This window comes from Phenylobacterium sp. Root700 (genome assembly GCF_001429025.1).
Classification (GTDB): domain Bacteria; phylum Pseudomonadota; class Alphaproteobacteria; order Caulobacterales; family Caulobacteraceae; genus Phenylobacterium.
Genome location: NZ_LMHT01000035.1, coordinates 46,000 through 66,158, shown reverse-complemented (window position 1 = coordinate 66,158; position 20,159 = coordinate 46,000). Strand labels below are relative to the sequence as shown.

Sequence of the window (20,159 nt, the reverse complement as noted above, 5' to 3'; positions counted from 1 at the left end):
GGTTCTCCTCACCAGCTCTCGGACCAGGGCCGCAGATCGAGTTCATGCGTCCAGGCGGAGCGTTGTTGTTTGTGCAGCCAGACGTAGTTCGCGGCGATCTCCTCGGGCTTGAGGATGTCGTCACGATCAACCCGTTCCTGGCGGTCGGGGATGTTGGTGCGGGCGAAGACCCCGTCGATGGCGCCGTCGACCACAACGTGGGCCACGTGGATGCCTCGGGGACCCAGTTCCTTGGCCGCCGACTGGGCGATGGCGCGCAGGGCCTGCTTGGCGGCGGAGAAGGCCGAGAAGCCCTGGCGGCCGCGCAGAGAGGCCGAGGCTCCGGTGAACAGGATAGTGCCCTTGCCTCTGGGCAGCATGACCCGGGCCGCCTCGCGCCCGGTCAGGAAGCCCGCGAAACAGGCCATCTCCCAGACCTTCTGGAAGACGCGGCTGGTGGTCTCGGTGAGCTCGAAGCGGACATTGGCTCCGATGTTGAAGATCACGATCTCCAACGGCCCGACCTCGCGTTCGATCTTGTCGAACAGCGCGATCATTTCGTCCTCGGAGCGGGCGTCGACGCCGTAGGCGCGGGCCTTGCCGCCATCGTCGCGGATCGATTGGGCCAGCTCCTCGAGCTGTTCGAGATTGCGGGCTCGGCGCGTGATGCAGACTTCGTGGCCGTCCTTGGCGAAGGCGCGAGCAATCGCCCCGCCGACGCCGTCTCCAGCCCCCACCACCAGACAAACGCCCATGGCTGATCTCCAATCAGTTTATTTTCTGGACGGACCATGGTATCGAATCTGGACCCAGTCAATGGCGGTTGAGCGAGGCGTTCGATGAAGTGGGAAGACCTGGCGCAGGAGCCCTGTTCGGTGGCGCGTTCGGTCGCCGTGATCGGCGATCGCTGGACCTTGATGATCCTGCGGGACTGCTTCCTGGGCGTGCGCCGGTTCGAGGCGTTTCAGGAGCGCCTGGGCATCTCACGGACGATCATCGCCGACCGCCTGAAGCACTTGACGCAGGAGGGGGTGCTGAAGCGCACGCCGTATCAGGATCATCCCACCCGCTATGAGTACCGGCTGACCGACAAGGGGCTTGAGCTGCATCCGGTGGTCATGGCCATCGTGCACTGGGGGGACCGCCACTATGCGGGGCAGGCGGGGCCGCCGTTGCTGCATCGGCACAAGACCTGCGGCTGCGACTTCCACCCGGTGCAGACCTGCTCGGAATGCGGCGAGCCGGTCGAGGCCCGAGCGGTGGAGACCCGCCCGGGTTTCTAGGCCTCAGTCCATCAACTGCTGGATGAGATAGGTGTATTCCAGCGCCTGGCGCTTGGCGGTTTCGTTGAGGTTGGCCGCCGCGGCGTGACCGCCGTCGATGTTCTCGTAATAGAGGTAGTCGTAGCCCAGCTCCTTCAGCCGGGCCGCGGCCTTGCGGGCGTGGGCCGGGTGGACCCGGTCGTCCTTGGTCGAGGTTTCCAGGAACACCCGCGGATAGGGCTGGCCCTTGGCCAGATTCTGGTAGGGCGAATAGGTGTCGATCACCGCGCGCTCGGCCGGGATCGCCGGGTCGCCGTATTCGCCGACCCACGACGCGCCCGCCCCGATGTGGGTGTAGCCGATCATGTCGAACAGGGGCACCTGGATGACCACGGCCTTGTAGAGCTCCGGCCGCTGAGTGAGCGCCACGCCCATCAGCAGCCCGCCGTTCGAGCCGCCCATGATGCCCAGCTTGTTCGGGCTGGTGATCTTGCGCGCGATCAGGTCCTGGGAGACCGCGAAGAAGTCGTCATAGACCCGCTGGCGGTTCAGCTTCAGGCCGGCCTCGTGCCAGCGCGGGCCGAATTCGCCGCCGCCGCGGATATTGGCGATGGCGTAGACCCCGCCGCGCTCCAGCCACAGCTTGCCAACCGTGGCGGCGTAGGCCGGCGTCAGCGACACCTGGAAGCCGCCATAGGCGTAGAGCAGGGTCGGCGCGGCGCCGTCGAACTTGAGGTCCTTCGGACGCACCAGGAAATAGGGGACCTTGGTCCCGTCCTTCGAGACCGCCCAATGCTGCTCGACCACTTCTTTCGAGGCGTCGAAGCGGGCGGGCAGGGTTCGCAATGTCTCGGTTGCGCCCGACGCGGCGTCCGCCAGGACCTGGGTCGAGGGCGTGAGGAAGCCTGAAATCTGCAGGATCAGCCGGTCGTCGCGATCGGACGCCGAGGCGACTCCGACCGACACGTCCTGGGGCAGGTCGAGCTTGGTGGACGTCCAGCCCCGCGGCCCGTGCTGGAAGCTGACCACGCCGCCCTTCACGTTGTCATAGAGCGCCACGATCAGCCGGTTGCGGGTGGTGGCGACCTGTTCGACCGCCTGGCTTGCGGTCGGGCGGAGCACCAGGACCGGCTTCACCGTCGCGGCGTCGGTCTTGAGGCCCGCCAGGTCCATGGCCAGCAGGTCGCCGGACTTGCCGTCTCTGGCGGTCCAGTCCTCCTCCAGGGTGAGGATCATCTGGCCGTCGATCAGGCCCTGGATCGAGGAGCGCAGGGGGATCGGCAGCCGGGTCGCGCCAGCCGGGCCGATCAGGTGATGCTCGGCGTTGAAGGTGTCGAGCGGCCGGTGGGCGATCAGCGCCTGGAGCTTGCCGTCGGCGTCGCGCAGGGCGAAGGGCGAAACGCCATAGCCGCCGTCGTCGGCCTTGCCGCGGAACACCTCGACGGCGTCAGCCAGCGCCTGACCGCGCTTCAGCAGCTTGATGACATAGGGATAGCCGGAGGTCGTGACCTCGCCCTTGGTCCATTCGGTGGCGACGGCCAGGGTGTCGGCGTCGACCCAGGTGAAGCGGTGCTTGCCCTCGGGCAGGGCGAAGCCGCCTTTCACGAACTGCCCGGTCTGGATGTCGAACTCGCGAACCTCTACGGCGTCCTTGCCGCCGTCCGACAGCGAGAGCAGGCAGAACCGGTCGTCGGGCGCCAGGCAGTCGGCTTCCTTCCAGACCCAGTTCTTGCCCTCGGCCTTGGCCAGGGCGTCGATGTCCAGGATCGTGCGCCATTGCGGCTTGCCGGTGCGATAGCTCTCGAGTGTCGTGGACCTCAGGATCCCGCGCACATGTTCGGCGTCCTGCCAAAAATTGCGCAGGGTTCCGTCGCCCGCGAACCCGACCGCGGTGATGCGGTCCTTGGCGGTGGCGATGGCCAGCGCCTGGTCATAGAGCCCGGCGTAGCGCGGATCGTTTTGCAGCTGCGGCAGCGAGCGGGCGTTCTCGGCCACGGCGAAGGCCATGGCGCGGGGGCCCTCGATCTCCTCCATGTAGACGTACGGATCGTTCGAATCGGGCAGGGCGGCGGCGGGAAATGCGGTCATGCCGCTCAACATGGCGCCCACAGCCAATTTTCCAAGGAACGAGACGCGCATGAATGGGGCTACCTCAAGGGACAATTTCGCTAAGCTCGAACTTAGTCAGGGCTGACCTAGAGGTGCAAACCATGAGCGACGAAGTTGACCTGATCGCCTGGAGTCTCGCCGAAGTGGCCGAGCGGCACGGCGATCCCACTGAGGCGGTATATCGGAGGTTGTTCTCTCAATCCCCTGAAATGGCGGAGCTTTTCATCAACGACAAGACCGGCGCGGCACGCGGCGAGATGTTGTCGGTAGTGTTCGAGACCCTGCTCGATTTCGCCGGTTCGTCGTCCTACGGGGGCAATATGGTGCGCGCCGAGATCGTGAATCACGAAAATCTGGGCGTGCCGCCGCGCGTGTTCGCGACCTTCTTCGGCACGGTGATGGAAACGGTGCGCGAGCTGCTGGGCGAGGCCTGGACGCCCAAGGTGCAGGCGGCCTGGGACCATATGCTGGCCAATCTGGACGCCCTGATCATGCGCGAACCCGCAGCCTAGTTCGCCGAGCGGGAATCCGTCATGGTCCCGCGCCATGACAAACGAACCTTTTTTCAAACGGGACGGTCAATATTTCGTCCCAACCCCCGCCTGCCGTGGTCCCTGGAATCCGAAATCCCTGCATGGACGGGTGATCATCGGCCTTCTCGGCTTCGAGCTTGAACAGAAACATGGCGACCCGGAATTCCTGCCGGCGCGCCTGACAGTCGATATGTACAAGCTGCCCGGCTTCGATCCCGTCGAGGTGACGACCAAGGTCGTCCGCGAGGGCAACCGCATCCGTGTCGTCGACGCCGAGTTCATTTCCGGCGGCGTCAGCATGGGGCGTGCGACCTGTCAGTTCCTGAAGCGCACCGAGAACCCCGAGGGCGCGATCTGGAAGCCGGCCCCCTGGGACGTTCCCAAACCCGCTGACATCGAGCCTCCGCCGGAACGTCCGATGGGCGGCATGTGGGCGAGCCGGCAGATCAGCGGCGGCTTCGCGACGAGCGACCAGCGCCGGGTGTGGATGAGCGAGGTGCGCGAAGTGGTCGAGGGAACCCCGCTGACCCCGTTCCAGCGGATCTCGGTGGCCTGCGATTTCGCCAGCCCGGCTGCCCATGTCAGCGATCAGGGTCTGGGTTTCATCAATTCCGACGTCACGCTCTACCTGCACCGCCTGCCGGCGGACGAGTGGATCGGCTTCGAGACCACCTATCACGACGCCGATGACGGCGTGGCGGTCGGTGAATGCCGCCTCTACGACGAACAGGGGCCCATCGGCCTGGCCAGCTGCGTCGCCCTGGCCCAGCGCCGGCTGCCGCCGCCTCCGCCGCGCTGATCGGGCGCATTTTCGGTCCCGGCCGCGAGAGGTTCTCGCGGCCGGGCCTCAATAGACTTCGACCCAGGTGTCGGAACCGGAATAGGGCCCCGATCGGCCGAAACAGAACAGGCCGTCGCGCTCGGCGCTCGCGGCGCCCTTGATCAGCCGATAGTGGATCTGCTTGCAGGGGAAGCCGCCGACCGGATCTTCGCTGACGACCTTCAGCACGCCGTTGGCCTTCACGCCCTGCCAGGTCAGGGTTTCGCCGACCGCGAGCGCGCCGACCTTGCTTTCCCATTTGTTCCAGCCGGTCTGGCCAAGGATCTGCCGCGCCCAGGCGTCGTAGCCGCGACCGCCCTCGCAGTCGGAACAGGAGTAGCGGCTGAAATCCTCATAGGCCTGCTTCTTTTCCGCGGCGCCGGCCGGTTTGGGGAGATCGGAGGGTCTAACGATCTCCGAGGTCTTGGCTGTCGCCTTTGATGGGGCCGGAGCGGCGCCAGGCGTGCTCGCAGGCTGCGCGGCGCCCGAGACCGCGCGGCCGACAGCTTCGCGCGCCACGCCTTCGACGGCGGAACGTGCAAGGCCCTCAAGCCAGGCTTGAGCGCCGGCCGGGCTGGCCAGCAACGGCAGGATGGCGAGAGCCAGGGTGAGCTTGCGGATCATGGTGATGGATTTCGGTGCTGTGAACGGCGTGCGGCAGCGAAGTCAGCCAGGCCGTGCCGGTTCAATCACCCGTCGACCAACAGCGGTGACTATGCGACCGGCGCCCCGCTAGGATGGAGCCATGTCTCCAGCGCCTCCTGTCTTGAACATCACGACCCTGACGAAATCGGTTCCTGGCGGCCGGGTGCTGTTCGAGGGGCTCGAACTCAACCTGAAGGCCGGGGAGTTCGTGGCGATCATGGGGGAATCGGGCGTCGGGAAGTCGACGTTCTTGAACCTCATCGCGGGGCTGGATCAGGCGGACGCCGGAACCATCGCCATCGACGGCGCCGATCTGGCGATGCTGGACGACGACGCGCGGACCGACCTGCGCCGCGACCGCATCGGGTTCGTGTTCCAGGCCTTCCACATCCTGCCGCACCTGACCCTTGGCCAGAACGTGGCGCTGCCGCTGGTGCTGCAACGGGCGCCTGGGGCCGAAGCGCTTGAGCGGGCGCGGGAGATGATGGAGGCGGTGGGGCTGAGCGGCCGGGCGCAGGACTACCCGCGACAGCTCTCGGGCGGGGAGCTGCAGCGGGTGGCCATTGCGCGCGCTCTGGTGCATCGGCCCGCGTTGCTGCTGGCTGACGAGCCCACGGGCAACCTCGATCCCGAGACCGCGACGCGGGTCCTGGAGATCTTCGCCGATCAGGTCAGGCGCTCGGGCGCGGCGGCGGTGCTGGTTACGCATTCGCAGGTCGCCGCCGCGGTCGCCGACCGGACCCTGACCTTGTCTCGCTCCGGTCTCGTGGAACGCCATGGCCGCTAAGGGGGCGAACCTCGCCGCGCGCTGGATGATCCTGGGGGAATGGCGCGCCCATCCCATGCGCGTGGTGACCGCGGGCGTGGCCATCGCCATCGGCGTAGCGCTGGGCCTGGCGGTGCACCTGGTCAACGCCTCGGCGCTCAGTGAATTCTCCCGCGCCGTCAGCACCGTCAACGGCGACGCCGAACTCCAGGTCCGGGCCTCCAGCCCGACGGGGTTTGACGAGAATCTCTATCCCAGGCTGGCGCAGCTTTCGGGCGTCGGCGCGGCGAGCCCGGTCATCGAACTGAAGGCCGTCACCGAACGGCCTGGCGAGCAGATCACCGTGCTGGGATTGGACGTCCTGCGCGCGGCGGCGGTGACGCCCAGCCTGATCGGCCGGCCGGTCGTCGCGCAGGGGGAGGGCGCGCACGGCCCGACCAGCGAGGCCGCTTTTGGCGAGGACGCGGTCTTTCTCTCGGAGGCCGCCCTTGAAGGCCGTGCGCTCGGCCAACGCATCGAACTGACCTCGGGCGGGCGCAAGGCGTCGTTCAGGATCGCGGGCGTGGCCTCCGGCATCGGCGAGGGCCGGAAGATCGCGGTGCTCGACATCGCCGCCGCGCAATGGCGGCTGGGCGAGATCGGCCGGCTGCAACGGATCGACCTCAAGCTGACCGAGGGGGTGGACGAGGGCCGGATGCGCGAGGCCATCGCCGCCGTCCTGCCGGCCGACGCTCAATTGGTGACCCGTGAAAGCGAAGCGCGGCGCAGCGACAGCCTCAGCCGGGCCTACCGGGTGAACCTCGACATGCTGGCGCTGATGGCGCTGCTGACCGGCGGTTTCCTGGTCTATTCGGCGCAGTCGCTGTCGGTCGCCCGGCGGCGGCCGCAGTTCGCGCTGCTGCGGGTGCTGGGCGTGCGACGCCGGGCCTTGATGAGCCAGGTGCTGGCCGAGGGGATCAGCGTCGGCCTGGTGGGCGGGATCGCCGGGCTGGCGCTTGGCTTTGGGCTGGCCAGCGGCGCCTTGCGCCTGCTCGGCGGCGATCTGGGCGGCGGCTACTTCGGCGACACGCGGCCGGAACTGGTGTTCTCGCCCGCCGCCGGCGCCGTGTTTCTGATCCTCGGCCTACTGACCGCCATCGTCGGCAGCCTGGCGCCGGCGCGCGAGGCCTCGCGCGCCCAGCCGGCGGTGGCGCTGAAGAACACCGGCGACGCCGTCGACCCCAGGGTCTCGCCACGGATTTGGCCGGCCCTGGTCCTGCTGTCGGTGGGCGGCGCGGCGGCCTTCGCGCCCGCCATCGGCGGCATCCCGCTGCTGGGCTACGGCTCGATGGCGCTGCTGCTGGCTGGAGGCGTCGCAGCCATGCCGTGGCTGGCGCGGGTGCTGCTCGCGCCGATCCACCGGTTGAGCCTGGGTTGGGTCGCCGTCGACCTGGCCTTCAAGCGGCTGTGGGGCGCGCCGTCCCAGGCCGCCGTGGCGCTGTGCGGCATCGTAGCCAGCACCAGCCTGATGGTCGCCATGGCGGTCATGGTCTCCAGCTTCCGAGGGTCGGTCGACGACTGGCTGCAACAGCTGCTGCCGGCCGATCTCTATATGCGCGTCGAGGCCGCTGGATCGGGCGGCGGTTTCGATCCGGCGACGCAGGCGGCGCTCGCCGGGGCGCCGGGCGTGGCGCGGTTGGTCTTCCTCAAGACCACCAACCTGACCCTGGCCGCGGACCAGCCGCCGCTGGCGGTGCTGGTCCGCCCAATGGTCGGACCTCGCGCCGACGGCGGCCAGCCGATGATCGGCGGGGCGCTCACACCACCGCCCGGCGAGGTCCCGGTCTGGGTCTCCGAGCCGGCCGCGTGGCTCTATGGCTGGCGTCCCGGCCAGCGGATTGTCCTGCCCATCGACGGGGCCAAGTCGTTTTTCGTGGCCGGAGTCTGGCGCGACTATGCGCGCCAGCATGGCGCGGTGGCGCTGGACGACGCCGACTATACGCGCCTGACGGGCGATGGTTGGCGCACGGAGGGCTCCATCGACCTGATGGAAGGCCGCTCGGCGAGCGAGGTCACCCAGGCGCTGCGCGCCCGGCTGCCGGCCGACATCGCCTCGCGCGTGACCTTCGCCGAACCTCGGACCCTGCGGGCTTTCGCCCTGCGGATCTTCGACCGCAGTTTCGCGGTCACCTACGGCCTGGAGGCGATCTCGATCCTGGTTGGCCTGGCCGGTGTCGCCGCGACCGTCTCGGCCCAGACGCTCGCCCGGACCAAGGAGTTTGGCATGTTGCGCCATCTGGGCGTCCGGCGAGGGCAGATCATCGCCATGCTGGTCACGGAAGGCGCCTTGTTGGGCGCGGTCGGCGTTGTCGCCGGGATCGGGCTGGGGCTGATCATGAGCCAGGTGCTGATCCACGTGGTCAATCCGCAGTCCTTCCACTGGACCATGGAGACGAAATTGCCCTGGGGCCTGCTGTCCAGCGTGGCGGGGGGCCTCGTCGTCGCGGCGGCGGGGACGGCGCTGCTGGCCGGACGTCGGGCGTTGTCGGCGGACGCTGTGCGCGCCGTGCGAGAGGATTGGTGATGGCGCGGTTCCTGGCGATCCTGGCGACGCTGCTGGTCCTGGCCAGTCCGGCGGCGACGCAGCCGAAAGCGCAGCTCCCGGCCTATCCGACCGTGCGTCCGGCCGTGCGTCCGGGCGTTGCCCTGCGGTTCCCGGCCGATCATGGCGCCCATCCGGAGTTTCGGACCGAGTGGTGGTACGTCACCGGCTGGCTCGATGCGGGCGATGGCCAGAAGATCGGTTTCCAGGTCACCTTCTTCCGCTCGCGCCCGGCGGTGGATCAGGCCAATCCCAGCGCCTTCGCGCCCAAGCAAATCCTCTTCGCCCACGCCGCGCTCTCCGATCCCAAGGTCGGGAAGCTGTTGCACGACCAGCGCGCGGCGCGGGCCGGGTTCGGGCTTGCCGAGGCTTCGACGCAGGACGCCGACATCGTCATCGACGACTGGCGCTTCCGGCGAGCGGACGACGGGCGCTTCGTCGCCAAGGTCGGGGGCAAGGCCTTCCTGCTGGATCTGACCTTCCAACCCACCCAGTCGATTCTGGCGCAGGGGGAGGGCGGATATAGCCGCAAGGGGCCGCAGGCTCATCAGGCCAGCCGCTACTACAGCATCCCCCAGCTCCAGGTTTCCGGAACGGTGACGCGCGGCGGCAAGGCGTTGGCGGTGAAGGGAACGGCGTGGCTGGACCGCGAATGGTCCTCGACCCTGCTCGACCCCAAGGCCGTGGGCTGGGACTGGGTGGGCCTGAACCTCGACGACGGTGGGGCGCTGATGGCCTTCCAGGTGCGCGACGCGGCGGGCAAGGCGTTGTGGGCAGGTGGATCGCTGCGCCGCCCTGACGGCGTCGTGACCCGCTTCACGCCGGACATGGTGCGCTTCGGCGCCGAACGGATCTGGCGTTCGCCCCGGACCGGCGGGCGCTATCCGGTCGAGCGCTCACTCAGCATCCGCCTGCCGCAGGGCGAGCGTCGTTGGGACCTGAAGCCGCTGTTCGATGACCAGGAACTCGACAGCCGCGCGGCCGGCGGGCCGATCTATTGGGAAGGGGCGGTCTCCACCCAGGGCGGCCGTGGCTATCTGGAACTGACCGGCTATGTCAGCCCGATGAAGCTCTAGGCCGCCCAGGCCTCGGCCACGGTGAGATATTCTTCCGCGAGGCTGGTCTGGCCCAGTTGCAGAAGCAGCAGCCCGGTCGAGACGCGCTCGATGAAGCCCCATTGCCAGATCGGCACCGGCTCAACGCCTGTCAGTCGCGCCAGTTGATCGCATCGGCCCTGGCCCAGCAGAACCGGATCACCGGCCAGCAGTTCGGCGCCCCAGTCGCGCATGGGGATGGCGAGGTCGTAGGCTGGCTCGATGAACAGGCCGTCGGGATCGATGAACTTGAAGCGCCCGTCATGGCCAGGGACGGCCAGGGTGTTGGCGGCGTGGGCGTCGCCGTGCGCCAGTACGCAGGCGGCGGGGTCGAAGGCGAGGCGGCGGCGATCGGCGAAGTCGAGGGCGAGGTCGACGGTCCGCTGCGAGCAGGAGCCTCCAAGGTCTCGCCAGAGGTCGGTGATGAAGGTCGCCAGGCTTTCGGCCTTCTCCGCCCCAGTGGTGAAGCCGTGGTCGTCGGGAGGGTTTGCCCAGGCCTGGCGCAAGGTGGCGCAGATGACCTCGATCTGGCCGGCGATCGGCAGGCCGAGTTCGCTGAGCGGGGCGCCTAGCCGTTCCAGCAACATCGCGTTGCGAGCCGCGTCGTGCCGCAGGACCTCGACATAGCCGCGGCCCTTGAAGGCCAGCAGGGCGCGGAGCTGGTCATTGCCGGGAACGAGGCCCGGCATGACGATCTTCAGCACCACGTCCTGGCCGCCCCGCGTGCGGCAGGCCGCCACCAGGGCGTCGGTGCCGCCGGCCAGGACCGGCCCGAGCTCCAAATCCCAGTCATGCGCCAGGCCGGCCGCCGTGGCGGGAAGCCCGTCGAGCCAGGCGAGGCCCTCGTCGCCGCGCAGCATGGCCCGGGTCCGCACGATCTCCGGGATCTGGAGCCGGGTCACGCCGTTAGCGCAGGCCGGGCTCGACCAGGATCTTCACGTGGGCTTCGGGGTCGCCCAAGTCCTTGAACGCCTGGGCGACGCCGTCGAGACCCACCGTGCCGGTGACCACGCCGCTGACGTCGATCACGCCTTGGGCGATGTCATGCAGGGTCTGGGCGAACTCCTCGGGCGTGTAGCCGAACACGAAGGTGAGCTCGATTTCCTTGGTGATCGCGATGGCGGGCTCGATGCGGTCGGTCTCCATGCAGACCCCGGCCACGACGATCTGCGAACCGGCCGGCGAGGCCTCGATCAGACTCTGGACCACGCCGGGCCTGCCGACGCATTCGAAGACCACGGGACGGCCGAAGGAGCCACCCATCATGCGGACCATGTTCTGGGCCGCGCGGGCGGTTGGAACGCCGAAGCCTTCCCAACGGGCGTGTGGGTTTTCCACAGCCGGATCGATGACCACATCGGCGCCCATCAACTCGGCGGCGGCGCGGCGGCGGGGGGAGAAGTCGGCGGCGATGACCGGGCCGTGACCGCGCGCCTTCAGGCCGGCGATCACCGCCAGGCCCACGGGGCCACAGCCGACCACCAGGGCGACGCTGTTGGGATCGAGCCGCGCCTTGGCGACCGCGTGGGCGCCGACAGCGAAGGGTTCGGTCAGCGCGGCCTTGTCGGTCGGCAAGCCGTTCGGCACTTCGAGCAACAGCGCTTCCGACAGGATCATCTGCTCGGCGAAACCGCCCGGCAGGTTGTTGGAAAAGCCGAGCATCTCGACGCCGCCGACCGGGGTGAGGGTGGCGGGGATCGAAACGACCCGGGTCCCGGCCTTCAGGGTCTTCAGCGCGCCTGGACCGTGGTCGAGGATCTCGGCGCAGAATTCGTGGCCGAACACGGTGTCGGCGGTGGGATCGAAGCCGTTGGTCATGCCGCCGTTGGCGCGACTGGTCAGGTCGATCATGTGCTCCATGTGGTGGAGAGCGTGGAGGTCCGAGCCGCAGATACCGCAGGCCAGCGTCCGGACCAGAACCTGGCCCTGATCGGGTTTCAGGTCCTGGACTTCGTCGCAGACCAACTGCTTGTTCCGCCGAATGACCGCGCGCATTGCTCGCTCCCGTTCCTCATCGCCCGCCTTGCCGGGGCTTGGCATATCCCCTAACCCTCCCGGCTCGGAATCGTAAGTGCGTGGGAGACGCGCAATGAGCCTCGCCTTTCTATTTCCCGGTCAGGGCAGCCAAGCTGTCGGCATGGGCGCTGATCTCGCGGAGGCCTTCGCCTCGGCGCGCGAAGTGTTCCAAGAAGTCGACGACGCTTTGGGCCAGAAGCTGTTCGCGCTGATGCGCGAAGGGCCGGAAGACCAGCTGACCCTGACGGAAAACGCCCAGCCGGCCTTGATGGCCGTGTCGCTGGCCGTGACCCGGACCCTGGAGAAGGAGTTCGGCGTCGGGATCGAGCGGGCCGCCTTCGTGGCTGGTCACTCGCTCGGCGAATATTCGGCCCTGGCGGCCTGCGGCGCCATCAGCCTGGCGGACACCGCCCGGCTGCTGAAGCTGCGCGGCCAGGCGATGCAGCGCGCCGTCCCGGTGGGCGCCGGCGCCATGGCCTCGCTGATCGGCCCCAAGACCGACGTCGCCCTGGCTGAGGCCGCGGCTGAAGCCGGTTCGGCGGTCGGCGTCTGCGTCGTCGCCAACGACAACAACAACGGCAACGTGGTGATCTCCGGCGACAAGGCCGCGGTCGACCTCGCCATCGAGAAGGCCAAGGAGCTTGGCGCGCGCGCCATCCCCCTGAACGTCTCAGCGCCCTTCCACTGCCCGTTGATGCAGCCGGCGGCCGACGAGATGGCGCAGGCTCTGTCCAGCGCGAGCATCCTGGCGCCGCGCGCGCCGCTGGTCGCCAACGTCACCGCCCGTCCGACCCTGGACCCGGAAGAGATCCGCCGTCTGCTGGTGGAGCAGGTCACGGGCCGCGTCCGCTGGCGTGAGAGCATGATCTGGCTGGCGGGCGAGGGCGGGGTGACCCGCTTCGCCGAAGCCGGCGCCGGCAAGGTGCTGTCGGGCATGGCCAAGCGTATCGCTCCGGACACCGAGGCGACCCCGCTGAACACCCCCGCCGACCTCGAAGCCTTCGCGAAGGGACTCTGAACATGTTCGACCTGACCGGAAAGACGGCGCTGGTCACCGGCGCGACCGGCGGCATTGGCGGCGAGATCGCCAAGGCCCTGCACGCGGCCGGCGCCCATGTGGTGCTGTCGGGCACCCGCGAGGCGGCCCTGCAGGACCTGGCCCAGGTGCTGGGCGAGCGCACTTCGGCGGTGGCGGCCAACCTGTCGGACGCCGAATCTGTGGATGGTTTGGTCGCCCGCGCCGAGGAAGCGGCCGGCGCTGGCCTCGATATCCTGGTGGCGAACGCCGGAATCACCCGCGACGGCCTGCTGATGCGGATGAAGGATGAGGACTGGGACGCTGTCCTGAAGGTCAATCTGGAGAGCTATTTCCGACTCAGCCGCGCGGCGATGCGCGGCATGATGAAGCGTCGCTCGGGCCGAATCATCGGCATCACTTCGGTGGTGGGCGTGATGGGGAACCCGGGTCAGGCCAATTATGCGGCGTCCAAGGCGGGCATGATCGGCTTCTCCAAGGCCCTGGCCCAGGAGGTCGCGACCCGTGGCATCACCGTAAATTGCGTGGCGCCCGGCTTTATCGAGAGCCCGATGACCGAGGCTCTGAACGAGGCTCAGAAGGCGCAGATCCTAGGTACGATCCCGGCTGGCCGTCTCGGCTCCGGCGGGGACGTGGCGGCGGCCTGCGTCTACCTGGCAAGCCATGAAGCTGGTTACATGACGGGCCAAACCCTGCATGTGAATGGCGGCATGGCGATGATCTGAGCCCGCTGGCGTGGCCGTGGCGAACATGCTACGTCGCCGCCCGAACCGGCGAGGCGAAGGTCTCAACCTGTATGTTTGCAACGGTTGACATCCCGTCGACCGTCGCAGATGGATTTAGACAAACACAAGGGACTTAAGCGAATGTCCGACATCCTCGAGCGCGTGCGTAAGATCGTCATCGAACATCTCGACGCCGATCCTGAGAAGGTCACCGAGAAGGCGAGCTTCATCGACGACCTGGGCGCTGACAGCCTCGACAACGTCGAACTGGTTATGGCCTTCGAAGAAGAATTCGATATCGAAATCCCCGACGACGCCGCGGAACACATCCAAACCGTTGGCGACGCGGTGAAGTTTATCGGTGAGCGCCTGGGCGCCTAAGGCAACCCACGGAATTCACTGACTATTTGACCGCCGCGAAGCTCTTCGGAGCCCGCGGCGGTCTGCGTTTTGGAGACCCCCCCGCATGCGTCGTGTCGTCGTCACCGGCATCGGTCTGCTCACCCCGCTCGGCCAAGGCGCCGAGCTCAGCTGGCAAGCCATTCTAGCCGGCAAGTCGGGTGCAGGACGGATCACCACCTTCGACCCCACGGACTACGCCTGCCAAGTCGCCTGCGAAGTGCCCCGTGTGGACGGCCGTGGCGGCGGCGGGGCCGACATTCCGGGATCTTTCAATCCCGACGACACCCTGGCCCCCAAGGACCAGCGCCGCGTCGACGATTTCATCCTCTACGCCATCGCCGCCGCTGACGAAGCCGTGAAGGATTCGGGCTGGGTCCCGGCGAGCGACGAGGACAAGGAACGCACCGGGGTCATCATCGGCTCGGGCATCGGCGGTCTCGGGACCATCGAGCGCACCTCGATCGAGCTCTACGAAAAGGGCCCGCGCCGGGTCAGCCCTTTCTTCATTCCCTCGGCCCTGATCAATCTGGCTTCGGGACAGGTCTCCATCCGCCATGGCTTCAAGGGCCCGAACCACTCCGTGGTCACGGCCTGCGCCACCGGCGCCCACGCCATCGGCGACGCCGCGCGGATGATCAAGTACGGCGACGCCGACGTGATGGTCGCCGGCGGCGCGGAAGCGGCGATCTGCCCGGTGGGCGTCGCGGGCTTCATCGCCTGCCGCGCCATGTCCACTGGCTTCAACGACACCCCGCAGAAGGCCAGCCGACCCTACGACAAGGGCCGTGACGGCTTCGTCATGGGCGAGGGCGCCGGCGTCCTGGTGCTGGAAGAGTACGAACACGCCAAGGCTCGCGGCGCCAAGATCTACGCCGAGGTCGCGGGCTATGGCCTGGCGGGCGACGCCTATCACATCACTGCGCCCGCCGATGACGGCGACGGCGGCTTCCGCGCTATGAAGGCTGCGATCAAGGACGCCGGCATCGAGCCGTCGCAGATCGACTACATTAATGCTCACGGCACCTCGACGCCGCTGGGCGACGAGATCGAACTGGGCGCCGTCACCCGCCTGCTGGGCGAGGCTGTGAAGGGCATGACCATGTCCTCGACCAAGTCGGCCACCGGCCACCTGCTGGGCGCGGCCGGGGCGATCGAATCGGCGTTCGCGGTGCTTGCGATCCGCGACCAGATCGCGCCGCCGACCATCAATCTCGACGATCCTTCGGTGACCACCGAGATCGACCTGGTTCCGCATAAGGCCAAGCCGATGAAGATCGACATCGCGCTGTCCAACAGCTTCGGCTTCGGGGGCACCAACGCCTCGGTCGTGTTCAAGAAGGTCTCGTGAGCCGCCGGCCGCGCAAATCCAAGGGGAAGGGCCGTCGGGCCGCCGGGCTCTCGCCCATGCGCCGTCTGATCATCATCCTGGGCAGCGCCGCGGCCACCCTGGCCGTGGTTCTGGCGCTGGTGCTGGCCTGGGGCCTGTGGTCCTACCAGGGGCCGGGGCCGGCCACTGACGGCGGCGCGGCCCGCGTGGTCATGCTGCGCAAGGGCGCAGGCCTGACCGAGATCGCCTCGACCCTGGAACGTGACGGCGCGATCCGCTCGAAGGCGATGTTCGCCGCCGCCGCCCAGATCACCGGCGCGGCCAAGTCGCTGAAGGCCGGCGAGTACGAATTCAAGAGCCGGGCCTCGATGGCCAGCATCCTGCGCGATATCCGCGAGGGAAAGATCGTGGTCCACCAGGTCACGATCCCTGAAGGCATGACGTCGGAGGCCGCGGTCGAGCTGCTGATGGCCAGGCCCGACCTCACCGGCGCGGTCGCCGCGCCGCCGGAAGGTTCGATCCTGCCCGAGACCTATCAGTACGAACGTGGCGAGGATCGCGCGGCTGTTCTGAAGCGGATGATGGACGCCCGCGACGAGCTGCTGCTGTTGCTCTGGACCCAGCGCCAGCCCGGCCTGCCGATCACCACGCCGCAGGAGGCCGTGACCTTGGCCTCGGTCGTGGAGAAGGAAACGGGCATCGCCAGCGAGCGTCCCCAGGTGGCCGCGGTCTTCGTCAATCGTCTGCGCGCCGGCATGCGGCTGGAGAGCGATCCGACGATCATCTACGGCCTGACCGGCGGAAAGCCGCTCGGCCGGGGCCTGCGGGCTTCGGAGCTGGCGGCGCCAAACCCCTACAACACCTACCAGATCGACCGACTGCCCCCGACGCCGATCGCCAATCCGGGCCGCGCGGCGCTGGCGGCGGTTCTGGATCCGCCCAAGAGCGACGCGCTGTTCTTCGTGGCTGACGGCACCGGCGGGCACGTCTTCGCCCCGACCTATGATGAGCATCTGAAGAACGTCGCCAAGTGGCGGGCGGTCGAGCGCGAGCGCGAGGCCAAGGCCCTGCAGGACAAGGCCGGCGATCTGAAGGCGGGGCGGTGAGCGCCGCCTGCGTCTGCGCTCTTCGCCCGGATGATCGGTATTGTGCCCATGATGCGGGCGGAGAACTCTGATGCCGCTTTCAGGAATGACGGGTTTTGGCCGAGCCGAGGGCTCGGCGGGCGACTGGAGCTGGGCGGTCGAGGCGCGCTCGGTGAACGGCCGCAATCTGGAGATCCGGTTCCGAGGGCCTCCTGGCTTCGACCAGCTTGATCGGGCCGCCCGCGAAGGCGCGCAGAGCCGGTTCGCACGTGGACAGGTCACTGTGGGCGTCCAGGCCAAGAAGGCCGAGGCCGGCGCCCAGGTGCGGATCAATCAGGAACAGCTCGACCGCTATCTGGAGATGGGCGCGCCGTTGATCGCGGCTGGCCGCGCCGCGCCGCCCAGCCTGGACGGTCTGCTGGCCCTGCGCGGGGTGCTGGAAGTCGCCGACACCGAGGACGATCCCGAGGCGCAGGCCGCTCTCGAGGCGGCCATGGCGCTGTCGGTGGGTGCGGCGTTGGAGGCCTTGGCTGCGTCCCGGCGTGAGGAGGGCTTGGCCCTGACCGCCGTGCTGGTCGCGCTGGTCGACAGGATCGAACTGCTGGTGGGCCAAGCCCACGCCCTCGCCGAGGGGCAGCCCGCCGCGATCAAGGAACGGTTCGAGCGCCGGATGGCCGAGTTGATCGGTGAGGCCGCGCCCGCCGACAAGATCGTCACCGAGGCCGCCGCCATGGCGGTGAAGGCCGACGTCCGCGAGGAGCTGGACCGCCTGCGCGCCCATGTGGAAGCCGCACGTGGACATATCGTGGGTGAAGGCCCGCAAGGCCGGCGACTGGACTTCCTGACCCAGGAGTTCATGCGCGAAGCCAACACCCTGTGCTCGAAGTCGGCGCTCGGCGCGCTGACTACGGTGGGCCTGGACATGAAGGCCACCATCGAGCAGTTCCGCGAACAGGTGCAGAATGTGGAATAGCGCCCGATGACCGACGAACACGCCAAACCCTGGGAAACCACCCGTCGCGGCATGCTGCTGCTGGTCTCCAGCCCCTCTGGGGCGGGGAAGACCTCACTGTCGCGCCGCCTGGTGGCCGATCACGGCGACCTGATGCTGTCGATCTCGTGCACCACGCGCGGACCGCGTCCGGGCGAGGAGGAGGGGCGGGAGTACTTTTTCGTCGACCGTCCGGAGTTCGACGCGATGATCGCGGCCGGCGAGTTCCTGGAATGGGCCGACGTGCACGACAACCGCTATGGCACGCCCAAGGCGCCGGTGATGGCGGCCCTGGAGCAGGGCAAGGACGTGCTGTTCGATATCGATTGGCAGGGCGCCAAGCAGATCGCCGACGCCGCGCCTGACGACAGCGTCCGGGTCTTCATCCTGCCGCCCTCGTGGGAGGACCTGTCGCGCCGCCTGCACGCCCGCGCCCAGGACAGCGAAGCGGTCATCCAGAAGCGCCTGGTGAAGGGCAAGGACGAGGTCGAGCACTGGCGGCTCTACGACTACGTCATCGTGAACAAGAATTTCGACCGGGCCTATGCCGACCTCGGTCACATCTACCGCTCGGAGCGGATGAAGCCGGGCCGCAATCCGTGGCTCCCGGAGTTCGTGGACGGCCTGCTGGCCGAGTAGGCAGTCGCCGGAACGAGAGAGGCAAAAGCCGAGGCTCGTACCTCTCTCGTCCAGTCGGCGGGGTCTGTCGCCTAGGTTAGGGCCAGGCCGCCTTTTCGCCGAGCGCGCCTAGTCATGACGCCGACAGCGCCGAAGCCCATGATCATCATCGCCCAGGTGGCCGGTTCCGGCACCGCGCCGATCGGACCGCCGGGGGTGGGCAGGTAAGCCAGGGTGTTGATCCTATAGGGGAGCAAGCCGGCGGGGCCGCCCTGGGTGATGTGCAGGCCGCCGAGCCCGTGCAGGTCGCCGCCGTAGCCCTGGAGGCCCGGGGTGATGCCGAAGAAGTAGTTGGAGCCAGTGGTCTCGTCCCAGGACACGCCGTAGAGGCCGTCATCGGTCCCGACCATGGCGCTTAGCCGGCCGGGATGGATGCTGCTCCCGGAGTCGATGGCGCCGAGGCCGTCGATCCAGGCGCCCGTACCGTCGGCGTCGCGGTTGATCCGGAAGAACAGGTCATTCACGCCGTCGAAGGCCGTGCCGTAGAGTTGGCCGTTGAAGCTGGCCATGCTGTCGAGCGCGAAGCCAAAGAACTCGCCGCCTTCGCCGAGGGTCAGACCCCCGAAATAGTCGCCATAGGCCCCGGTGCCGTCCGACTGCTCGATCACCTTGTAGAAATAGTTGAAGCCGTCGTTCCAGCTGCTCCCGAACAGCTCGCCAGCCAGGGGGGCCATGGTTTCGATCGGGAGGTCGAACTGAGGGCCGGCTTCGTTCTGCGAGCGGACGTCGCCGGCATAAGAAGAGTAGCCGCCGATACCGTTGGCCTGCGGGTCCACGTGGAAATAGTAGTCGAACTCGCCGCCCTGGTGGACTTGGCTGCCCACGAGCTGGCCGTTCATGCCGGCCATGGCGGTGAGGGGCAGGTCGTTGGCGAGCCCGTTCTTGCCGATCTTCAGGTGGCCGAAGTTCGAGGTGTAGGCGCCGTCGCCATTGGCCTCCGGATTGACCTGGAAGAAGAAGTCGATGTCGTCGAAGGCCGTGGCGTAGATCGTGCCGGCCTGGCTGGGGGTGGCGACGGCGGCGCCGAGGAGCAGCGCCGCGCTGATGAATAGACGAGATGCGCGTCGCATGTCGGCCTCCGTGATCCGGAAGGCGGAGGCGCCACCGGTTGTGCGCGGAACCTAACGGCTCGTTAAGGCTGTGGAGGTGCAGCGACGCGCGCAAAGATGCAGGAACGCGCACCTGGGGACGGGGTCAGCGCGAACGCACGGCATTGGCGCCATAGGCCGGGCCGCGGGCCAGGGATCGCGACAGGGGCATGCGCAGCAGCCAATCGCCGCCGGTCGCGAGCGGGGTCGGGCCGATGTCGCGGGCCAGATGGGTGCTGAGCTCCTCGGAGATCGAGCCCTCCGGGGCGACGGGGTCTTGGGCCACCAGGGCGGCGAAGCGGCGGTCGTCCTCAGCGGGATCGTCGCTCAGGTCGTAGACACGCTCGATCAGCATCGCCGTGGCGGTGGGCGTGCGGCCGCCGTCCAGGGCCGAACCCAGGGATAGGCCGTCCATCACATCGGCGCGGGAGGTGGCCACGCCGTTGAAGATTCCGAACAACATCGAGCCGCTGGTGACGTCCGCGCAGATGCAGAAGATCTGGTTTTGCAGGCACAGCGCCCAGCCGTCGACGACCGTCCCGCCGGTGCCCATGGTCAGCCGAAGCAGGCCGGTTGGATCCAGGCGCATCATGCTGTGGTCGTGCAGGAAGCGGCCCGGCTGCATGATGTAGGGGCGGGTGGTCCGGAAGATCCCCTCATAGGCCGCGCCGCGCAGGGCGGTCATGGCGTGGATCTGGTCGAGGATGGCGATAGGCAGTCCGGCCGGCGGTCGCGACAGGCCGGGCAGGCCGTCCGGATCGGCGCCCAGAAGCTCGGCCAGCCCCGCAAGGCTGCGGTCCCAGTCCAGGCTGCTGAACCCGGGAACGCGCTTGGCCACCAGGGCGGTGATCAAGGTGAGGTTGTGGGCCGAGGGGCTGACCGCGCCGGTCACCCAGCGGCCGACCACCGACTTGTCGACCCCCAGGTCGGCGGCGAGCCGCCCACGGCTCATGGACAACGCCTTCAGGGCAAGGCCGAGTTTGGCGGAAAAGGGTTCCTGCATCGGTCTCGCTCTAAGCATG

At 68.3% G+C, this 20,159-nt stretch carries 20 protein-coding genes; 13 read left to right on the top strand and 7 right to left on the bottom strand.

The features are described 5' to 3' along the window. Positions 1 to 8 precede the first annotated feature (8 nt). A complete protein-coding gene (locus tag ASE02_RS20035) occupies positions 9 to 734 on the bottom strand; it encodes an SDR family NAD(P)-dependent oxidoreductase (RefSeq protein ID WP_056736747.1) in 726 nt (241 codons plus the stop codon). An 84-nt stretch (positions 735 to 818) separates the two neighbouring features. Here ASE02_RS20035 and ASE02_RS20030 point away from each other — a divergent pair, with 84 nt between their 5' ends. Continuing rightward, complete coding sequence (locus ASE02_RS20030; protein ID WP_056736746.1) at positions 819 to 1,262, top strand: helix-turn-helix domain-containing protein; 444 nt, start codon at positions 819 to 821, stop codon at positions 1,260 to 1,262. A 3-nt stretch (positions 1,263 to 1,265) separates the two neighbouring features. On the opposite strand, the gene ASE02_RS20025 is transcribed toward ASE02_RS20030, so the two are convergent. Then, positions 1,266 to 3,329, bottom strand: a complete 2,064-nt coding sequence (locus ASE02_RS20025) for a prolyl oligopeptidase family protein (protein ID WP_235536772.1) — start codon at positions 3,327 to 3,329, stop codon at positions 1,266 to 1,268. 122 nt (positions 3,330 to 3,451) lie between these two features. Here ASE02_RS20025 and ASE02_RS20020 point away from each other — a divergent pair, with 122 nt between their 5' ends. Further along, the gene (locus tag ASE02_RS20020) at positions 3,452 to 3,862 is read left to right on the top strand and encodes a globin (RefSeq protein WP_056736742.1); all 411 of its coding nucleotides are present in this window, start codon (positions 3,452 to 3,454) and stop codon (positions 3,860 to 3,862) included. Between the two features lie 34 nt (positions 3,863 to 3,896). Beyond that, positions 3,897 to 4,682 (top strand): acyl-CoA thioesterase domain-containing protein, encoded by a 786-nt coding sequence (locus tag ASE02_RS20015; protein ID WP_056736740.1) that lies wholly within the window; start codon positions 3,897 to 3,899, stop codon positions 4,680 to 4,682. Between the two features lie 48 nt (positions 4,683 to 4,730). On the opposite strand, the gene ASE02_RS20010 is transcribed toward ASE02_RS20015, so the two are convergent. Further along, the gene (locus ASE02_RS20010; RefSeq protein WP_056736738.1) at positions 4,731 to 5,327 is read right to left on the bottom strand and encodes a hypothetical protein; all 597 of its coding nucleotides are present in this window, start codon (positions 5,325 to 5,327) and stop codon (positions 4,731 to 4,733) included. Positions 5,328 to 5,448: 121 nt separating this feature from the next. Between ASE02_RS20010 and ASE02_RS20005 the strand changes: the two genes are divergently transcribed. The 3 genes from ASE02_RS20005 to ASE02_RS19995 are packed head-to-tail and all read left to right on the top strand — an operon-like array spanning position 5,449 to position 9,771. After that, entirely contained in the window at positions 5,449 to 6,135 is a 687-nt protein-coding gene (locus ASE02_RS20005) for an ABC transporter ATP-binding protein (RefSeq protein WP_056736736.1), read from the top strand. After that, positions 6,125 to 8,677, top strand: coding sequence for an FtsX-like permease family protein (locus tag ASE02_RS20000; RefSeq protein ID WP_056736734.1), 2,553 nt, complete (start codon positions 6,125 to 6,127; stop codon positions 8,675 to 8,677). Before ASE02_RS20005 ends, ASE02_RS20000 begins: the two co-directional genes overlap by 11 nt. Next, positions 8,677 to 9,771 carry a lipocalin-like domain-containing protein gene (locus ASE02_RS19995; RefSeq protein WP_056736732.1) on the top strand — a complete coding sequence of 365 codons (1,095 nt, stop codon included), beginning with the start codon at positions 8,677 to 8,679 and terminating at the stop codon, positions 9,769 to 9,771. Before ASE02_RS20000 ends, ASE02_RS19995 begins: the two co-directional genes overlap by 1 nt. On the opposite strand, the gene ASE02_RS19990 is transcribed toward ASE02_RS19995, so the two are convergent. Next, positions 9,768 to 10,691: an aminoglycoside phosphotransferase family protein gene (locus ASE02_RS19990; protein ID WP_056736730.1), complete on the bottom strand. Its 924-nt coding sequence runs from the start codon at positions 10,689 to 10,691 to the stop codon at positions 9,768 to 9,770. The genes ASE02_RS19995 and ASE02_RS19990 overlap by 4 nt on opposite strands. A gap of 4 nt (positions 10,692 to 10,695) precedes the next feature. Beyond that, positions 10,696 to 11,784: a zinc-binding dehydrogenase gene (locus ASE02_RS19985; protein ID WP_056736729.1), complete on the bottom strand. Its 1,089-nt coding sequence runs from the start codon at positions 11,782 to 11,784 to the stop codon at positions 10,696 to 10,698. A 94-nt stretch (positions 11,785 to 11,878) separates the two neighbouring features. On the opposite strand from ASE02_RS19985, the gene fabD reads away from it, so the two are divergent. The 7 genes from fabD to gmk all read left to right on the top strand — a co-directional run bounded on the left by fabD (position 11,879) and on the right by gmk (position 18,010). Then, positions 11,879 to 12,823, top strand: coding sequence for an ACP S-malonyltransferase (fabD, locus tag ASE02_RS19980; protein WP_056736727.1), 945 nt, complete (start codon positions 11,879 to 11,881; stop codon positions 12,821 to 12,823). Between the two features lie 2 nt (positions 12,824 to 12,825). After that, a complete protein-coding gene (fabG, locus tag ASE02_RS19975) occupies positions 12,826 to 13,566 on the top strand; it encodes a 3-oxoacyl-[acyl-carrier-protein] reductase (RefSeq protein ID WP_056736725.1) in 741 nt (246 codons plus the stop codon). A gap of 141 nt (positions 13,567 to 13,707) precedes the next feature. Further along, positions 13,708 to 13,947 carry an acyl carrier protein gene (locus tag ASE02_RS19970; RefSeq protein WP_056019455.1) on the top strand — a complete coding sequence of 80 codons (240 nt, stop codon included), beginning with the start codon at positions 13,708 to 13,710 and terminating at the stop codon, positions 13,945 to 13,947. Between the two features lie 85 nt (positions 13,948 to 14,032). Beyond that, on the top strand, positions 14,033 to 15,316 hold the full coding sequence (gene fabF, locus ASE02_RS19965; protein WP_056736723.1) for a beta-ketoacyl-ACP synthase II: 1,284 nt from the start codon (positions 14,033 to 14,035) through the stop codon (positions 15,314 to 15,316). 56 nt (positions 15,317 to 15,372) lie between these two features. Beyond that, the gene (gene mltG, locus ASE02_RS19960) at positions 15,373 to 16,401 is read left to right on the top strand and encodes an endolytic transglycosylase MltG (RefSeq protein WP_156406153.1); all 1,029 of its coding nucleotides are present in this window, start codon (positions 15,373 to 15,375) and stop codon (positions 16,399 to 16,401) included. 70 nt (positions 16,402 to 16,471) lie between these two features. Next, the gene (locus tag ASE02_RS19955) at positions 16,472 to 17,353 is read left to right on the top strand and encodes a YicC/YloC family endoribonuclease (protein ID WP_056736719.1); all 882 of its coding nucleotides are present in this window, start codon (positions 16,472 to 16,474) and stop codon (positions 17,351 to 17,353) included. Positions 17,354 to 17,359: 6 nt separating this feature from the next. Continuing rightward, positions 17,360 to 18,010, top strand: a complete 651-nt coding sequence (gene gmk, locus ASE02_RS19950; protein WP_056736718.1) for a guanylate kinase — start codon at positions 17,360 to 17,362, stop codon at positions 18,008 to 18,010. A 71-nt stretch (positions 18,011 to 18,081) separates the two neighbouring features. Here gmk and ASE02_RS19945 read toward each other — a convergent pair whose 3' ends face one another. Together ASE02_RS19945 and ASE02_RS19940 are read right to left on the bottom strand one after the other, a co-directional pair. Further along, complete coding sequence (locus ASE02_RS19945; RefSeq protein ID WP_056736716.1) at positions 18,082 to 19,119, bottom strand: PEPxxWA-CTERM sorting domain-containing protein; 1,038 nt, start codon at positions 19,117 to 19,119, stop codon at positions 18,082 to 18,084. A gap of 124 nt (positions 19,120 to 19,243) precedes the next feature. Beyond that, the gene (locus ASE02_RS19940) at positions 19,244 to 20,140 is read right to left on the bottom strand and encodes a helix-turn-helix transcriptional regulator (RefSeq protein WP_056736714.1); all 897 of its coding nucleotides are present in this window, start codon (positions 20,138 to 20,140) and stop codon (positions 19,244 to 19,246) included. Positions 20,141 to 20,159 lie beyond the last annotated feature (19 nt).

Bases quoted from the DNA above. Each gene is read 5' to 3' on its own strand.
- ASE02_RS20035 (WP_056736747.1), bottom strand. From the start codon at position 734: ATGGGCGTTTGTCTGGTGGTGGGGGCTGGAGACGGCGTCGGCGGGGCG.
- ASE02_RS20030 (WP_056736746.1), top strand. From the start codon at position 819: ATGAAGTGGGAAGACCTGGCGCAGGAGCCCTGTTCGGTGGCGCGTTCG.
- ASE02_RS20025 (WP_235536772.1), bottom strand. From the start codon at position 3,329: ATGACCGCATTTCCCGCCGCCGCCCTGCCCGATTCGAACGATCCGTAC.
- ASE02_RS20020 (WP_056736742.1), top strand. From the start codon at position 3,452: ATGAGCGACGAAGTTGACCTGATCGCCTGGAGTCTCGCCGAAGTGGCC.
- ASE02_RS20015 (WP_056736740.1), top strand. From the start codon at position 3,897: ATGACAAACGAACCTTTTTTCAAACGGGACGGTCAATATTTCGTCCCA.
- ASE02_RS20010 (WP_056736738.1), bottom strand. From the start codon at position 5,327: ATGATCCGCAAGCTCACCCTGGCTCTCGCCATCCTGCCGTTGCTGGCC.
- ASE02_RS20005 (WP_056736736.1), top strand. From the start codon at position 5,449: ATGTCTCCAGCGCCTCCTGTCTTGAACATCACGACCCTGACGAAATCG.
- ASE02_RS20000 (WP_056736734.1), top strand. From the start codon at position 6,125: ATGGCCGCTAAGGGGGCGAACCTCGCCGCGCGCTGGATGATCCTGGGG.
- ASE02_RS19995 (WP_056736732.1), top strand. From the start codon at position 8,677: ATGGCGCGGTTCCTGGCGATCCTGGCGACGCTGCTGGTCCTGGCCAGT.
- ASE02_RS19985 (WP_056736729.1), bottom strand. From the start codon at position 11,784: ATGCGCGCGGTCATTCGGCGGAACAAGCAGTTGGTCTGCGACGAAGTC.
- fabD (WP_056736727.1), top strand. From the start codon at position 11,879: ATGAGCCTCGCCTTTCTATTTCCCGGTCAGGGCAGCCAAGCTGTCGGC.
- fabG (WP_056736725.1), top strand. From the start codon at position 12,826: ATGTTCGACCTGACCGGAAAGACGGCGCTGGTCACCGGCGCGACCGGC.
- ASE02_RS19970 (WP_056019455.1), top strand. From the start codon at position 13,708: ATGTCCGACATCCTCGAGCGCGTGCGTAAGATCGTCATCGAACATCTC.
- fabF (WP_056736723.1), top strand. From the start codon at position 14,033: ATGCGTCGTGTCGTCGTCACCGGCATCGGTCTGCTCACCCCGCTCGGC.
- mltG (WP_156406153.1), top strand. From the start codon at position 15,373: ATGCGCCGTCTGATCATCATCCTGGGCAGCGCCGCGGCCACCCTGGCC.
- ASE02_RS19955 (WP_056736719.1), top strand. From the start codon at position 16,472: ATGCCGCTTTCAGGAATGACGGGTTTTGGCCGAGCCGAGGGCTCGGCG.
- gmk (WP_056736718.1), top strand. From the start codon at position 17,360: ATGACCGACGAACACGCCAAACCCTGGGAAACCACCCGTCGCGGCATG.
- ASE02_RS19945 (WP_056736716.1), bottom strand. From the start codon at position 19,119: ATGCGACGCGCATCTCGTCTATTCATCAGCGCGGCGCTGCTCCTCGGC.
- ASE02_RS19940 (WP_056736714.1), bottom strand. From the start codon at position 20,140: ATGCAGGAACCCTTTTCCGCCAAACTCGGCCTTGCCCTGAAGGCGTTG.